This window comes from Gimesia sp., assembly GCF_040219335.1.
GTDB lineage: Bacteria > Planctomycetota > Planctomycetia > Planctomycetales > Planctomycetaceae > Gimesia.
The window spans coordinates 350219-366083 of record NZ_JAVJSQ010000015.1 but is presented as its reverse complement, the minus strand read 5'-3'; the positions used below and the strand labels follow the sequence as shown (position 1 = coordinate 366083).

Sequence of the window (15865 nt, the reverse complement as noted above, 5' to 3'; positions counted from 1 at the left end):
TCTAAAATTAGAATTGGAGTTGGAGCTACATTACATCTTACATTTTCAACGTGCCTGCGTCTCCGCTGCAGACAGATTCTGATTCTCTTTTCGTGGCCCGGGGAGGATGCCGTGATTCTGGAACGCGGTCACCTTTCGGGGCTGCGCGATCAACAGCTGATCCCCCGCGATTACCAGGTTCCCTCCCGTTTCTCCCTGTAAGGCTTGCAACGGGATTCTCTGTTTGAGCGTGCCTCGCTCAATGTCTACGACCAGCAGTTCATCCCTCAAAGGCCAATATACGTTCTCTCCAGCGAGCAGCCCACGACCATAGCCGAAACCCTCCGGATCGAGATAGCCTGCCTTCCAGCGTAACGCCCCACTTGCCCGATCGATGCCATACAGTTGATTCCCGCTGACCACCAGGATCCGCGCCGTGACTCCCAACAGGTTTCGAATCTGCTCCGGCCATTCCCGCTCCCAGAGCATAAGTCCCGAAGACGCATCGAAGGCCATGAGGGTTTTCGTATCCTGGGGAGCGACGAATAGAATTCCCTGGTCATACAGGCAGGGGACCAGACCACTTGCCATGTGATCGCTCAATTCCCGGCGGGAAACATCGTCTTGGGAAGGGTACGTCACAATCCAGTTGATTTTCCCATTCTTTGTATTTAGCGATGCGATTGCTCCCATATCAGTTGAGAGATACAATTGCCCCTCCGCCAGTGTCAGCAGCAGATGGGTGATGTAGTTTACACCTTCTTCAATGTTCCGCAGTGCCAGGCAGACCTTCTGATTCCACAGCATCTCCCCGGTCTCGGTGGAGAAACAGGCAACATTCGTCTGCACTTCGGGAAAGCCCCGGTGCAACACGACGTAGAAACGATCGCCGGCAATAACTGGTGCCCCTTCAAACGACCAGACAAAATTCTGCTCGCGCAACTCGGCAGAAGAAATCTTCCAGAGCATTTTGCCTTCGCCCTCATCCAGGTCCAGGCAAACCAGTTCCGAAAACAGTCCCAGCCGCTCATCTTTCGCCACCGAAGTAACCGGCGATCCCATGCGGGCGTATAACCGTCCGTCGGCAACAGTCATCGTAAACCGGGGGACTCCCACAACAGAGCGAAACGGCAGCCTCACTGCCCCCTGCAGAACGGAAGGATATATAATCGGACTCGCCTGAGGATCCGCATCAGACCAGGCGGGCGTTCCCGTCTTCCAGTTGAGTGCATAAATGCGTTCTGAGTCATTAATAAAAATATGCTCCCCATGTACGACAGGGAAGAGCCCTGGTGGTACGCGTTGACCAAAGGCAGGTTTCCGCGTGTATTCCTGGCTCCAGACCAGAGGCACACGAAACGACCAGGCTGCGGCTCCGACGTTCAGAGCATGTCCCGCCCGGAAATTACGGGTCTGGTGTCCGGCGAATGTCTGCATTTCGTCTTGATCATTCGCCAGTGAGACCTGACCGCGATCTGATAGAATTCCTGTAAGTTGATCTGCCAGGTTCCCCTGCTTACCGGCGAGTGAGCCTTCCGCATCGGGATAGCGCTCGCGAAACACGGCCAGTTCCGCTTCGGCCTGTTTGAAACTTCCCTCGAACAGACTGACCAGAATCAGACGCGCCAGAATCGGGGGCACGGATAAATCGGAATCGGGATAATAGAAGAGTCCGGTATCGCTGCGCGCTGCAGATCCCGGTTCGGGCGGTAGCAGTTTCCGCCAGTAATCCCGCGCCTGTCCCAGTTCACCGCGTTCCCAGGAGATTTCGCCAAGGCGATACAGGGCATCATCGCCGTAGCTGCTCATCAGTGCCTGATCGACAATCTGCAACAGCGGGCCGACCGACGATTCCGCTTCCGCCTCTTCCAGCCACCTGTGGGCTCGGGGATCAACTTTTTCCCGGTAGATTTGAATCGCTTCCTGGGGAAAACCCGCGAGCAGGTTCTGACAGTAAGTGGACACCCGCAGATAGCGTCCCGGGGATTCAGGATAAAGCGTGTTGCCGTATTCCTGGGAGATCTGGATCAGACTGTTGATCGCATCTTCCCATTGTGCGCCTGCCAGAAAATCCTGCACGGAGCCCATCTTCTTGAGCACCGCATTATTCACATCCAGGGAGACCGATTCGCGGAATTGATCGGCGGCTGCCTGTGGCTCTGTCTGAGCCAGGCTGATCTCTGTCGAGAATAAGATCGCTCCCAGCACCAGTAGAGCGATGCAACCGCACGATTTATGCATGGCGAAAACGACCCCACATCATTCAGCAACAGATCTAAGGGCATTAAAAAGGACACGCCCAATCGGACGTGCCCTGTCTATACGTTTCTCTGATGTTGCAGAGGATTACTCGAAATCAGATGCTTTGTATTTGATCTCGCCCAGGTCGAGGGTTTCCCCGTCCTTGACGTTCACGTTGAAGCTACGATCCAGGTAACCTTTCTTTTCATGCCAGATCCGGAAAGTCTGCTTACCGGCGGGCAGATTCTTGATGGTGAATTTTCCATCTGCATCAGATACCACAGCGTAAGGATGATCTACCACGAACCAGTAGGCGGTCATCCAGGGATGGATATCGCACTTAACCTGCATGGGCAGAATTTCAGGAATCGGGTTGGAAACTTCTTTTCCTTCACGGTCCTTCGGAGCCAGGATGAAGTTCACAGCCTGGTTTTTGATCGGAAAGGTGTGGGTGTTGTGAGCGACGGGATCGTCAGATTTGACAATCACTTTCTGGTCAGTACGAACAATCAGAGCGTGAGGCTTGAAAGTACAACCTTTCTGGTCAAAGACGACAGTCTTTTCTTTGGATTCCTTCAGATCGGGATGAATGTCTTTTGCCCGACGCATGTAGAGGAAGATATTCTGGATGCCTTTGTTGTCAGGATTGACAACCAGATCATTTCCCAGATGAGTGTCAGCTGCACAGACAGCCGCATCCTTGACGTTGGGATCGCCTTTCTTTCGCTGTACCGGACGCTCAGGGACAGGACCATCAAAGACAAACTTACCAGTAATCGAACCCCAGCCTTCTGCAGAAGCAGTTACAGGCGTGAAAAAATTCAGGCCAGAGATCAAAACAGCGGCGAGCAGAACCTGGCTAATATTTTTCTTTTGCATAACTTAAACACCTCGTTTATTTGAATTATGATTGAACAGACCAATGATGGAGGCAGGGATACGGTCACCACATTCAGTCTAAGCGGCCCGTCAGTTTGGTAGGTTTCTGGCAGGAAAAGTTCGTTTACGGGGTAAACGGCCTGCATTGTGTGAAGTTACTCTCTTCTCAGGATGACAGAACGCAGAACCAAAATCAAGTATATCTGAAACGGGATTACAGCAATTTTCGGGATCTCTAACGTGATTTAACCCGATATATAATGGTTTTCCACTGGTTTGAAGCTGATTCGCCCCTGACTCAGCGGTTACAGACTTATTTCTCCGGCTTCACCAGCCCCATTTTCCGCAGGATTTCCTCAAAATCAGCCGCTCCCTGCACGATTTCCGCCCCAATTTCCACCGCCCAGACCGGAAGCCCTGACAGTTTTTGTTCACTAATTTTCACCAGGTCTTTGGCCGTCGTCAAAATCAGCTCGGCTCCCGCCTGTTCTGCTTCTGAGCCAATTTCCTGCAGGTCGCCTTTACTATAGTGATGATGATCCGCAAAGACGCGCATGCCGCAAACCTGGCCTCCCGCATCCACCAGTGTTTGTTGAAATCCGCGAGGATTCCCGATCGCGCAAAAACCCCACACCTGTCTTCCGGTCACTTCATGCAGGCTCCTGGTTTCGCCAGAGGCATTCACCAGACCCTGGGGAGCAAAACGCACATAGGCGATCCGGTGCTCGGGCACAAATTGTTTGACTTCCGCTGTCAGACTCTCCAGTGCTTCAGTCGGACACTGATCCACACGCGTAATCAACACAAATCCCGCCCGCTGCAATCCCGACTTCGACTCCCGCAATAGTCCCCGCGGTAATTGATGACCGTAGCCCCAGGGATTCACGGCATCGATCAGCACGATATCGAGATCACGTGCGAGCCTGCGGTGCTGAAACCCGTCGTCCAGAATCAGTAAGCGTGCGCCTGCTTCAATAGCCTGCTCTGCGGATGCACAACGATCTGGATTCTGATAATGCGGCACCTGCGGGCAGAGTCGATCCAGCAGCAGTTTCTCATCGTTCACTTCACCAGGCAGCGCACGATAACCGCGGCTGAGTAGCGCGACAGAAACCCCTTCTGCTTGAAACCACTGAGACAGCCAGGCAACCAGCGGTGTCTTCCCAGTCCCTCCGGTCGTCAGGTTTCCCAGGCTGATCACCGGCACGCTCACCGGTCGTGCCCGTTTAATACCCCAGTCAAACAGACGGTTGCGAACTGTGACTGCGGTTCCATAGAAGAGGCTGAGAAACCCGAAACAGGGTTTGAGGCACCGGGCACGCCAATCATGTCGCGCGCCGGAAATGATGCTCAGATAGTCAACCTCGTTCACAATTCAGCCTGTCTTCCCGGGTTGGCAGAATCAATGTGCGGGCAGAGTGCTACACAAAACACGCCCTGTCCCGAACATGATAGCTGAGACGAAGCTTTCTGGCTAACCAGCGGCCAGACTTCATCAATCAGAATCTACCACGTTCCGGACAGGGCGTGCGTGCACAGGGAGGAATCGAGTCGAACAGGTTCAGCAGTCGTTCCCGGCTCGAGCTGACAGGAACACATCTGAACCCCGGCACTTTACCGGTTCGTGCCGTCAGTTGGTTGATACGGTTTGTAACTGAGTTCGACGATTCGTCCCATGATCAGACGGACTCGTCTCGTCTGGGGAACATTTCCTGTCTCAGGGAAAATCGCATACACCTGATAGACATGCTGAATCCCGGGAATCAAAGGACGCTTGGTCACAAATTCCCAGATATCATCATTCGCAGGATCACGATATCCCACCATCTCATCGCGTTGACGGTTCAGTGCCACCACGCGAATATCGGTTGCACCTGGAGCATAGATATCCAGACCGGCATCGCGCGGATGCCCCTCCGGACCGTCGGCCGGCATCATCCGTGTTGGTCGACGATAAGCAATGCCCATCGTTCCCGGATAATGCAGAATCGTCGGTCGGACTGCCGGAGCGGGAATCAACCCCGCTTGCGGCGGGAGACCACCACCGGCTGGCATCCCATAAGCACCAGCCACAGCACCTCCAGACTGGCATGACCGGCAGCCACCCTGCGAAACGTTTCCCATACCATAAACGACTCCCTGATAATATTGATCAACGAACGAGTCTCCGCAGCCGCAGGTACTCATCCCGCAACCGGAACCACATTTGTGCTTATGACCGCATTTATGTTTAAAGCCCGGACGCCACGGACTGCAGCACGCTCCTTTATGGAACATCGACAGACCGCCCATCTTGCAGTGACCACATTTGTGACCGGCTTCAAGCCGGTCTGAGATCACCAGGCAGGAAATTCCCAGCACAAGCAGTCCGGTCAGACCTGCCCTGGCAGTATTTTTAATTTTCATCTGAATCTATCGCTCCCTGTTTGAATGAGACCGAACTGATATTCCCGCCACCACGGCGCAGACAGTGACGTTTCTCACACACTTCTGTATTCGAATTAACAATACACTCACACACTTTTGGTATGAAACGGACCAGCCTGCACTCCTCTCGGAATGAAACTGATCTGATAATGAAAGAGATCCCCTCTCCCTTATCATGCAACGGGAACCGTCGGGGACCCGCTGTTGTATTTGCCGGAGTGGAAACCCACTCGTAATTCAAGCCTATCACTCCGAGCTATGCGTGCTGGCTCGATTTCGAAGAAACCCGCTTTTCCTATCTCTGAGCTGAACTGCTGTAAGCATCCTGCTGAACTGGCAAAAAAACAGGCACACCCACTTTAGAGAAGCCTGTTAATCTATAAGCGTTATCAGCAAATAGAGAAGCCTGTTGAATAGATTTTCACCAGTTGTAATAAAAATTCCGTTTGCGGGTAGTAAATGCTCAAAGCCAGTTATGGAAACTGTTTGTGACATCATGAACAATCGCATCAGGTCATTTGAATCGGGTTCGATTACGCAGCTTAATCCGGCCAGAACCGGCAGTTGCGACTGGAAAGAGACAACATTGACAATTCAACGTATGCGAACTAAATTGCCACAACCAAAGTGTCGATGCCGACTGATGTATTTGTCACACACATGCCATCTACTGATGTTCTGAATCTCCAATTTGATCTCAGAAACGGAAACACAGTATAATACTGGCTAACTGATTCAGGCTTGTGCATCTCGACTGTCTGCTGAACTTTGGCACCACAGTCATCTGCCTACCGAGCCCGTTTTTACAAATAGTGTGAAACGTCTCTGTGAATGGATTCTGCACTATAATGATGTAAGGGTTATGTGCTGAAAGTCGGTGATTGTCCCTGGCCGGATAATAATCGGTCTCAGCGCCTCGACTTGAGTGATACATCGAAGTTAATTCATTTTTTGCAGAAGTGAGATTCAATAATGCTGAAAAACTGTATTTTCCGGTTCGGTGTCCTGAGCCTGTGTCTATTTGTCTTGAATGCTGCCCCATCATTCGGACAGGACTGGGCGATGAAGATGTTCGATAAAGACAAAATCGACTTCGGAGTCATCGCCCGTGGTTCCGATGCCGAATACCGCCTGAAAATTAAAAATATCTATAAAGACCCCGTCCATATTGCCAACGTTCGTACCACTTGCGGCTGTTCGGCTGCTGAACCTTCCAAGAGCATCCTGGAAAGTGGCGAAGAAGGATACATCCAGGTCAAAATGGATACCGCCCGCTTCCAGCGTCGCAAAGATTCCAACGTGATCATCACCATTGATGCTCCCCAGTATGCTGAAGTCCGGATCCCGATTACTTCGTATATCCGTACCGATGTCGTCTTCACACCGGGTGCTGCCAACTTCGGTTCTGTCGAAGTCGGTAAAGGTGCAGAGACCACAGTGGCTCTCGCTTATGCGGGCCGTGAAGACTGGGCACTGACTGGAATCGAATCCCGTAATCCACACGTCACTGCCAAGGCTGTCGAGACTAATCGAGGCGGCGGTCGCGTCAATTACAACATCATGCTGACTCTCGATCCCAAGACTCCTAAAGGTCCAATTCGAGAACAGCTCATCCTGAAGACCAACGACGTTAATTTCACAACAGTGCCACTGCTGGTCGAAGCCCGTGTCGAATCTGACATTACCATTACCCCCGAAGTCGTTTCTCTGGGCATGATGGTTCCGGGACAGGAAAAAACAGTCAATGTTGTAATGCGGGGCAAAAAGCCATTTGAAATCACAAAGATTGAATGCGAATCCAACGATGAAGCATTCAAAATCCGCATGCCGAAAGCAGCTCAGCCCATTCACGTGCTGCCGCTGACAATCGTTCCTCCCGATAAACCAGGTGAATACTCAGAAGAGTTTACCGTGACCATCGATGGTCGCAGTGAACCGATCACCTTCAAGGCCTTCGGTCGGATTGCTGAAACAAAAACCAATTAGTGGTTTTCATTGCGAGAAAAAGGACGTCCTTCGGGGCGTCCTTTTTTTTGGTCTTGGTGAAATACATACAAGTGACAGTTTAATTCACTCCTCATCTGCCTCCCGCAACCTGGCGAGTACAATTTCCAGCATCAGCGGATGCAGTCCCAGATGACCACACAATTTAAACTCGGTCCCGGGGAATTGTGTCGTAAATTCACTCCGGTGCTCTTCCAGATCATTCTGCACATGGACGCCTGCCGAGAGAAAGTAGGGCAGCATCAACACCTCCTCCGCTCCCGCAGCCACACAGCGTTCCGCCCCCTCAGGGATCGTCGGTTCCGCCAGTTCCAGATAAGCGATCTCGATGATTGGAAACACAGACCGCTCCCGCAGCATCTCTGCCAGCCGCACGAGATCCTGATTTGCCGCCGCACGTCGACTGCCGTGCGCGATCAGCAGAACAGCCTTCCTTCTTGCATCAGACATGGATTCATCCATAATAGAGTGTACTGAAATCGTCTTTCATTTCGCTTGCTGAGATTATAGACTTCAGCCAGTCTCCTGACACTGAACAACCGACAGTCTGACGACGCTTTTTATCGACGACCAACACACTTCAAACCGAGCAGCAACCTTGAATAAACACGAACATGAATCCGCCCCCGAACGTCTGGGGGAATATCTGATCGGGAAAAAAATCGGGGCCGGCGGCATGGGTTCCGTCTACCTCGCAACGAACATCCACACCGATCAGCAGGTTGCCATAAAAATTCTCCCGAGTGCCCTGGCCCGTGAGGCTGGCTTCGTCGAACGCTTCCATCGTGAAATCGAAGCACTCAAGAAAATGCACAACCCGTATGTCATCGAATTCTATGACAGCGGAGTCGAAAACGACATCTACTACTATGTAATGGAGTATGTCGAAGGCGAAACGCTCACCAACCGTCTCCGCCGCGACAAACGGCTCGACTGGAAAATCGTTGTCGATATTTCGATTCAGATCTGCTCTGCCCTCAAGGCATCCCACGACGCCGGTATCATTCACCGCGACCTGAAACCGTCCAACCTCATTCTCAAAGACGATAACACGGTCAAGCTGGCCGACTTCGGTGTGGCACAGCTCTTCGCGACTGAAAAACTGACCGTCACCGGGGGCATCATAGGCACGGCAGAATACATGTCCCCCGAACAGGCGGAAGGGAAACGGGTTACTCGCCAGAGTGACCTGTATTCACTTGGCGCGGTGATGTATGTCATGCTCACTGGTCGCCCCCCTTTCAGTGGCAAAACCATGCTGGCCATCATCCAGAAACAGAAGTACGGCCAGTACGATCGGCCCAGCCGCTACGTGGACGATCTGCCGGTCTGGCTGGAAGAGATCGTCTGCCAGCTCCTTGAAAAAGAGCCTCAGAAACGGTACCCCGATGCGTATGTGCTCTCGCGTCGTCTGCAGGAAGTGATCAACAAGTATGAGATGTCGACCTCGGAAGACACCTACGCACTTTCGGGCACCAGCGCAGATTCAGCGACTTCCACCCAGGCTCACTCAGACTTCTCCGATCAGGGAGCGGGCTCAGGCACCCTGATGCAGGGGCTGATGCGGGCACAGCTCGAAGCCGAAAGTACCGGTTCCCGGCTGGGACAACTGTTCGACAACACCTGGTTTCTGCTCGGTCTGCTCGTCCTGGTCATCGCCGGTGGCTACTTCTGGTTTCAGGAACGCGAACTGTCCCGCGAGGAAATGCTGCAGCACGCTAAACAGATCCTGCAGCAGCCGGAAGGTCCCGACTGGTACATCGCCCGCGATAAGTACCTGCTCCCCCTGCTGGATAATCCTTCTGATGAAGACGAGAGCATCATTAAAGAGCAACTCAGTCGCATTCAATCTTATGAGCTCCGTTCGAAAGCCGGCATGACTGCCAAGCGCAAATCACGCTCTGGCCTGCAGACCGAACCGCAGCGGTTCATAACCCTGGCCCAGCATTACCTGGAATCCGGAAACCTGATGCAGGCCGAGATTGTTCTGTCCGCACTGATCGAACTGCTCCCGGACGAACCGGAACAGAAGGAGATGCGGGATCTGGCCATCCAGATGCGTAACGATCTCCGGCAGGACCCTAACCGTACCGCTCAACGCTACATTATGCTCACGCAATCGATGTCCAAGGCAGACGCTCTGCTGAAAGAGCAGAAATACGCTGAAGCTGCTGCTGTCTGGCGTGCGGTCATCGTCCTCTATGGACAGGACCCGGCTGCCAGTGTCTTCGTTGAAAATGCGCGCAAGCATCTGGATCAACTGCCCGATAACATGTCGGCAGAAACCCCAACCCCTGAACCTGAGAAAGCCAGTACCGAGAATGAATGACTCGATCAATCTGAAAGATTATATTCGTGAGATCCCCGACTTCCCCAAACCGGGTATCCTGTTCCGGGATATCACACCTCTGCTGGCCGAGCCGAAGGCATTCCAGGCTGTCGTCGATCGTCTGGCAGACTACTACCGCGACAAACAAATTACTGCCATCCTGGCTGCCGAAGCACGTGGCTTCATCTTTGCAGCGCCTCTGGCTCTGGCTCTCGGTGCCCGCTTCATTCCGATTCGCAAGCCCGGCAAACTCCCCTTTGAAACCAGAGCCTTTCACTACGAACTGGAGTACGGATCTGACTCGCTCGAGATGCACACCGACTCCATCCATTCAGATGACCGAGTCGTCATCTTAGATGACCTGCTCGCAACCGGTGGTACAATCTCCGCCTGTATCGAACTGGCCCGCCACTCCAACGCGGAAATCGTGGGCTGTGCCTTTCTGATCGAACTGGCATTCCTCAACGGTCGCGAGAAGATGAATGGCTGCGATGTTTTCTCACTGATTCATTACGACGCCGAATAAGCTCAGTTCGACTAAGGGACCCAGAGAGACGAAGATTCCTGTTTCCCGGTATCTTCGGAAATCCGTCGTGCCTTGATTCGTACGTAAGGTGCGACAAAACGTCCCCGGTAGCGAAAATGACCTACCGGTGCACTGGGGTCAGCCCGTAGCGGCTCGCGTAAATCTTCGATCACAAACCCGGTGCGGCACAAGCCCCCCACCAGTTGATCCCAGCGATGCAGGTACTCTGTGGCACCGTCTTCGCGGTAGGCCCGGTCTTCGACTTTGGGCAATGCGCCCTGCTGATAGTATTCCAGACCGATCACATACCGGTTCTGCTGATCCCGATGCGTAATCTGCAAACTGGTGGGCGTCTTATGCTGACTGATATACAGACCGCCGGGACGTAACACACGCGCGATTTCGCGATACACCACTTCAATATCGGGCACATAACAGGTACTCACCGGCTGATGCACAATATCGAACTCAGCCTCGTGCAGCATCGACAGATCATCCATCGATGTTTCCACAATCTTGACCTGCAACCCGCGACGGCGCGCTTCCTGTTCATCCAGTTGCAGCATCTTGTTGCTCAGATCAACAACGGTGACGCGAGCTCCTGCTGCAGCATACAGAATCGATTGCCAGCCTCCCCCGGATGCCAGACAGAGTACCGACTTCCCTTCGACAGAAGCAGGCAGCCAGCCGCGCGAGTCCAGCGTCTGCAACGGATTGCGACACTCTTCATCGGTTGCCAGCTTCGTAAACTGGCTGCGGTTTTCTGCCAACCGGTTCCAGGCGGCTCGGTTCTGAGGCAGGTGAGACATAGACTGTTCTCTTCAAACAGGGATCAGGATTCCTGAGGCTGCGGTTTGTTCTGAGCGTCCAGTAGTGCCCCCGCGAAGGTCACCAGATCCCCCTTGCCTCGCGCAACTTTCTGCAGGACATCCAGGTGATTTGTCTGGCGGCACAGACTGGTGAAAGAGAACGTATTCGGATCTTCAAACTGGCTGAGATACGTTTCTGCCAGTTCGATGGCCCGCTCATTCATATTCAGTCGCGTCAACAAATCGATGAGCACATAGGCAATCATCTGCTTGTCATCTTCATCCGGTTCCATTTCGAGCTTCTTCTCGAAATAACCAATGGCCAGGTTCCGGTCGTTTTCTTCCCCCACCAGTGCCTTGAAGAAATGCAGGTGAGCAGGATAAAAATCTTCAAACGGCGCTTCACCCGGATACTGAAACTGCTGATCCAGTCGCGAACCGTATTCACACAACTCGATCACTTTCGCCAGGTGCGGATCGTCTTCCGGCAGGAGCCGTGCAAACCGGACCACGGAATTGAGGTGGGAGACGTCAATATGGTAACTGCCCCCTTCGAACATCCAGTCCCGGCCGGCCATTAACTCGCGCAGATTATCAGCGGGTGGCGCAATCGGCATCTTCTGCTGCACATGATACTGTAATGATTGGACGAGATCGGTATAAAGTTGATCAACCAGCAGCTGCGCGATTTTTTTCCGGCTCTCTGGCTTGAGTTGGGCATTCATCTGGTCGAAGACCGTAATCGTATTACAGATCCCGTTCGACTGCAGCATGATCTCGAATCCTTTCTCCGGATTCGCTCCTTCATACGCACAAACCTGAATCAGTCCTTCAACCTTGTCTTCGGGTACCGTTCGGGGGTTGATCTTGCTGAGTGCCTCTGTTACCTGTTCCGGTTCCTGAATTGTCTGGAAATAAAGCCAGGCATCGGAATACATTTTCTCGTCCAGAAACAGACTGCCGACTTTACGGGCCGCCTCGATGTAGGCTTCTTCGAACTCTTTCTTACGTTCATCGGGAACATTATCGAAGGTTGTGGGCTGTAGCACTTCCAGCCCCATCGCGTGTTTCTGTTGCATCAGTAACGCATCAAACAGACGATGATAGTTTTTCTGAGCGGTCAATGTTTCAATCAGCCGCTCCAGGACGGATTCCGGAGATTGTTGCTGTGACTCTTCCAGTGCGGCAAAAACATCTTCTGACATGATTCCTCGCTTGATCCTGATCGCTTCAGTTTCACTGATCTACGCCGAAAACGGCACGATAAGCTATCCATTGTAAGAGTTCCCAGCCCGTCTGAGTACCCTGTCGATCCAGAAAGCATGGATTCAGGCCATTTCAGAGGCCCATTATTCCACGAAGAGCAGTGGCGTCAGCTCTCCATCAGAATCAAAACGTCCGATCACTGATTCGTAACTGGTATGATGTCCCAGTACGGCCCGGGCTACCTCACCCTTCTTCAGGCTGCGATAGACCAGCAGCTGATGTTTGCCGATCCGCAACCGATGGCCGGACGCCACATCGCGGGGAGAAATCTTTCCCGCTTCACTGATCGTCAGACTCTGCCAGTCAGCTGGCTTACGTTTCAGATCCGGTTCCCAGTCGATAACGAGAGGGACATACAGGGCTGTCGATTCCGCTGCTACCTGATGCAGTTCAATCTGTCCCCGCTCATTCAGACTCAGGCTACCCGGGTAGAAGAAATCCCGATCCTGAGGTAGCCCCAGCGGAAAGACGCGGGCCGCGAGTCCTTTGGTCTTCAGCGAAAGTTCATGCGTATCTTCATCCACGACACCGGTAAAACCGGAGACCATCGGCAACAGGGAACGGTATTCCAACCGTGCCGCTTTACTACCATTCACGATGTCTGACAGAAAGACAAAATGCTGATTGCGAGGTAACAGAATCTGACGATCCAGTGTATAACCGCCGTCCAGGTCCATCTGCAGCTCGAGGTAATCAGCATCTTCATCTGAATTCCAGCAGACAGCGCTCCATTCTCCATCCCCACTGATTTCGGTGCCGTCCACCGTCAGAGAGAACTCCCACCGTCCTTCCAGCAACTGTTTACCCAGTGCGGTAAGACTGACTGCCGGCAGATCACCATTCCAGGTCACCATCAAAAGATTTGATGAGTCAGACCAGTAATTTCGCATCACGGCCAGCGCAGACCAGTCTGACTGATTCGCAGCGTAATCGTCAGTTTGAATAAAGAACTGCGACCGTTTTTTCTTCCCGGAATTTAATGCCTTCAGATACATCCGCTCAGCACTCCGGTTCGACAGACCAGAAAAATAAGCGGCCAGACTGAGTAATTCGGTGTGACCAATTTCATGGATCGGACACAAAGCCAGTTTTCCGGAGGCATTACTGGTCGCCACCAGCACCTGAAGCGTGAGTTGAAACCGTTCCTGTGCTTCCTTTTCCCAGAGTCGTTTTTTCCAGACCTGGCCGATAAACAGAGAACGCGTCATCGTTGCCAGCCAGAAGTCGATCCGTGAAAGCATATCCGCATGGGGAGTGCCATCGGTATCCGTCCGCTCAAAGAAACCGTCCCGCAGGTTCTGCTGGCCTAACTGCCTCAGGTTCTTGGCTCCTGCGACTCCTGCAAACAGAAAGCTGGCCCGCCAGGGTACTTCACCGGAGACGAGCAGAATCTGGTCATCCGGGGTTTCGGAGAAATCTGTCTCTTCCAGTTTGAAACAATGTGCCACTGCGGCACACAGGCAGGCGCGCCATGTGCTGATCAGAGTCGCGGGTGCCAGGCGATAGCCGACATTCTCCAGCAGTTCCATCAGGAGCAATAACTCGAAGGGCTGCATCGGCTCTGAAAGCGTTGCCTGTTCCAGCCAGCCATACAACAGGCGACTGATTTCGTCCCAACTCAGATCTGGGGCTTTTTTCTTTTTGCCCGCTTTGGATGCCTTTTTGCTCTTGGCGGGCACCGCGCTCGCAGACTCCACCAGATGAATCAGATCTGCAGTGCGGCCAGTGTCTTCAACCTTCTCTGCCGACCAGAGTACGGACCACATCATCTCCAAGCTGTGTTTGGTCTGCTTTTTCTGCTTGGTAATTGCTTTCAACCCAGCCGTCAAACCCTGCCCGAACCGTTCCAGGTCGCCGGCTTGAGCCCCTTTCATCAGGTCGCCGCGCGGTTTCGATGCCCAGCCGACTGCGGGCAGAAACTCTTCATCAGAGAGTGACCAGTATTGCTGGGGTACAGCCTGACCAAATTCAATCGACATGATTTCTTCCATTATTCAGTTCCCCAACAAAGACCGTTGTGCCAACCAGAGGCAAAACAGAGCCGCCTGCCCGTTTTTTTTGAATCACTTCGCAATGACGAAACAGCTGAAAAGTAGTGCTATGCGCGACCTGCGTTAAGATAGACATTATAGGGTAACGTGATTTCAGTTGAAATCAATTGATCCACTGCCCATTCAGCATGACCCGGGCCACATAAGAACGGGAATCTAACAAAAGATCAGTATCCGTTCCCCCGTCAAAATCGTCAGGTAGTTGGATCAGGGCCAGATCTGCTGCTTTTCCTGCCTCCAGCGAACCTGTATCGTCGGAATACCCCAAAGCACGGGCTCCGGCGAGCGTACCACATTCCAGAATGAGTGCCGTCGCCACCTGCGGATAATTTTCGCGCACGAACTGCAGCTCTCTCCAGAGACTCAAATCCGGGTTTGAAGCCCGGCTGTCCGTCCCCAGCGCAACATTGATGCCCTGCCCGATCATCGACAGCCACGGGTGCTCAGGATGCCCGAAATAGTGATGCGTACGAGGACAATAAACCACCGAAATCGACGGTGCTCCCCTCAGAAATTCCCACTCGGTTGGGCCAAAATAATTACCGTGTACCGCCAGAGCAGCCGGTAATTCTGCCAATGGAGCCAGGTAATCGGTCATCCGCATCCCGTCTTTCAAAATCTCGGGATCCCACAGCCCGAGCTCACTCAGCAGGTCAACAAATGCGCCTGATTTGCGTTCCAGCAGATCATATTCCGCCGCCGTCTCCCCCAGATGAACAGCGGCAGGCACTCCCTGATCCCGGGCCTGCTGCACCAGATTCAGATATAAATCGGGATGAACACTGTACGGGGCATGCGGACTCAAGCCCGGGCATAACCGCTCGACTGCCGCTGGTGCGAGGGGTTCCGCCAGAAACTCATCGGCAACCTGCTCCTGCCCCGCGATACGATCGGGAGTAAACCCCAGGCATTCCCGGAATACGACTGCCCGGGGAACCTGGGACTCCGTATTAAACAATCGCAGACTCTCGACGCTTGTCGCAATTTCACCCACTAGAGTCGTTCCCGACGACAGGCACTCGGCGATACCCAGCTGAATCCGTTCCGTGACCGGTTGCGCGGTCTCAAATCGGGACTTCATGATCGCCCGAATCCAGTCGGTGAACGGGGAAGCTGGTTCAAGTGGGGCACGCAGTTGACTGAATTCCAGATGCGTGTGGGCGTTCACCAGCCCCGGAATCAGAGCCACATTGCCCAGATCGATCGCTTGAGGATGTGAGCCTGCATAGACGGCCGCAATGCGGGTCCCTTCGATCTCGACGATAGCATCTGGCAGCGGTGGTCCCGCTACGGGGAACACCCAACGTGCTTGATAGATCTGACGTTCCAAGAGACTGTGTTTTTCAAAACAAAG

General features: G+C 53.1%; 12 protein-coding genes. 3 read left to right on the top strand and 9 right to left on the bottom strand.

Features of this window, described 5'->3' with window-relative positions:
- Positions 1–45 precede the first annotated feature (45 nt).
- The 4 genes from RID21_RS14195 to RID21_RS14180 all read right to left on the bottom strand — a co-directional run bounded on the left by RID21_RS14195 (position 46) and on the right by RID21_RS14180 (position 5505).
- Positions 46–2220 (bottom strand): outer membrane protein assembly factor BamB family protein, encoded by a 2175-nt coding sequence (locus tag RID21_RS14195; RefSeq protein WP_350189876.1) that lies wholly within the window; start codon positions 2218–2220, stop codon positions 46–48.
- Between the two features lie 105 nt (positions 2221–2325).
- A complete protein-coding gene (locus RID21_RS14190) occupies positions 2326–3099 on the bottom strand; it encodes a hypothetical protein (RefSeq protein WP_350189874.1) in 774 nt (257 codons plus the stop codon).
- 313 nt (positions 3100–3412) lie between these two features.
- On the bottom strand, positions 3413–4471 hold the full coding sequence (lpxK, locus tag RID21_RS14185; RefSeq protein ID WP_350189872.1) for a tetraacyldisaccharide 4'-kinase: 1059 nt from the start codon (positions 4469–4471) through the stop codon (positions 3413–3415).
- A 242-nt stretch (positions 4472–4713) separates the two neighbouring features.
- Complete coding sequence (locus RID21_RS14180) at positions 4714–5505, bottom strand: hypothetical protein (protein ID WP_350189870.1); 792 nt, start codon at positions 5503–5505, stop codon at positions 4714–4716.
- 1083 nt (positions 5506–6588) lie between these two features.
- Between RID21_RS14180 and RID21_RS14175 the strand changes: the two genes are divergently transcribed.
- Positions 6589–7512: a DUF1573 domain-containing protein gene (locus RID21_RS14175; RefSeq protein WP_228030689.1), complete on the top strand. Its 924-nt coding sequence runs from the start codon at positions 6589–6591 to the stop codon at positions 7510–7512.
- An 84-nt stretch (positions 7513–7596) separates the two neighbouring features.
- Here the strand turns inward: RID21_RS14175 and RID21_RS14170 are convergent, their stop codons facing one another.
- Positions 7597–7992: a sirohydrochlorin chelatase gene (locus tag RID21_RS14170; protein ID WP_350189868.1), complete on the bottom strand. Its 396-nt coding sequence runs from the start codon at positions 7990–7992 to the stop codon at positions 7597–7599.
- A 136-nt stretch (positions 7993–8128) separates the two neighbouring features.
- On the opposite strand from RID21_RS14170, the gene RID21_RS14165 reads away from it, so the two are divergent.
- Positions 8129–9859 carry a serine/threonine protein kinase gene (locus RID21_RS14165; protein ID WP_350189866.1) on the top strand — a complete coding sequence of 577 codons (1731 nt, stop codon included), beginning with the start codon at positions 8129–8131 and terminating at the stop codon, positions 9857–9859.
- On the top strand, positions 9852–10385 hold the full coding sequence (locus RID21_RS14160) for an adenine phosphoribosyltransferase (protein ID WP_350189864.1): 534 nt from the start codon (positions 9852–9854) through the stop codon (positions 10383–10385). Before RID21_RS14165 ends, RID21_RS14160 begins: the two co-directional genes overlap by 8 nt.
- 11 nt (positions 10386–10396) lie before the next feature.
- On the opposite strand, the gene RID21_RS14155 is transcribed toward RID21_RS14160, so the two are convergent.
- From RID21_RS14155 to RID21_RS14140, 4 genes are all read right to left on the bottom strand, one after another.
- On the bottom strand, positions 10397–11194 hold the full coding sequence (locus RID21_RS14155) for a class I SAM-dependent methyltransferase (RefSeq protein ID WP_350189862.1): 798 nt from the start codon (positions 11192–11194) through the stop codon (positions 10397–10399).
- A 23-nt stretch (positions 11195–11217) separates the two neighbouring features.
- Complete coding sequence (locus RID21_RS14150) at positions 11218–12399, bottom strand: hypothetical protein (RefSeq protein WP_350189860.1); 1182 nt, start codon at positions 12397–12399, stop codon at positions 11218–11220.
- 144 nt (positions 12400–12543) lie between these two features.
- The gene (locus tag RID21_RS14145; RefSeq protein WP_350189858.1) at positions 12544–14439 is read right to left on the bottom strand and encodes a hypothetical protein; all 1896 of its coding nucleotides are present in this window, start codon (positions 14437–14439) and stop codon (positions 12544–12546) included.
- Positions 14440–14614: 175 nt separating this feature from the next.
- Positions 14615–15841: an amidohydrolase family protein gene (locus RID21_RS14140; protein WP_350189856.1), complete on the bottom strand. Its 1227-nt coding sequence runs from the start codon at positions 15839–15841 to the stop codon at positions 14615–14617.
- Positions 15842–15865: the final 24 nt, after the last annotated feature.

What these genes read in the sequence shown, in the direction of transcription:
- RID21_RS14195 (WP_350189876.1), bottom strand. Translation starts at nt 2,220, where the DNA reads ATGCATAAATCGTGCGGTTGCATCGCTCTACTGGTGCTGGGAGCGATC.
- RID21_RS14190 (WP_350189874.1), bottom strand. Translation starts at nt 3,099, where the DNA reads ATGCAAAAGAAAAATATTAGCCAGGTTCTGCTCGCCGCTGTTTTGATC.
- RID21_RS14180 (WP_350189870.1), bottom strand. Translation starts at nt 5,505, where the DNA reads ATGAAAATTAAAAATACTGCCAGGGCAGGTCTGACCGGACTGCTTGTG.
- RID21_RS14175 (WP_228030689.1), top strand. Translation starts at nt 6,589, where the DNA reads ATGAAGATGTTCGATAAAGACAAAATCGACTTCGGAGTCATCGCCCGT.
- RID21_RS14170 (WP_350189868.1), bottom strand. Translation starts at nt 7,992, where the DNA reads ATGGATGAATCCATGTCTGATGCAAGAAGGAAGGCTGTTCTGCTGATC.
- RID21_RS14160 (WP_350189864.1), top strand. Translation starts at nt 9,852, where the DNA reads ATGAATGACTCGATCAATCTGAAAGATTATATTCGTGAGATCCCCGAC.
- RID21_RS14155 (WP_350189862.1), bottom strand. Translation starts at nt 11,194, where the DNA reads ATGTCTCACCTGCCTCAGAACCGAGCCGCCTGGAACCGGTTGGCAGAA.
- RID21_RS14150 (WP_350189860.1), bottom strand. Translation starts at nt 12,399, where the DNA reads ATGTCAGAAGATGTTTTTGCCGCACTGGAAGAGTCACAGCAACAATCT.
- RID21_RS14145 (WP_350189858.1), bottom strand. Translation starts at nt 14,439, where the DNA reads ATGTCGATTGAATTTGGTCAGGCTGTACCCCAGCAATACTGGTCACTC.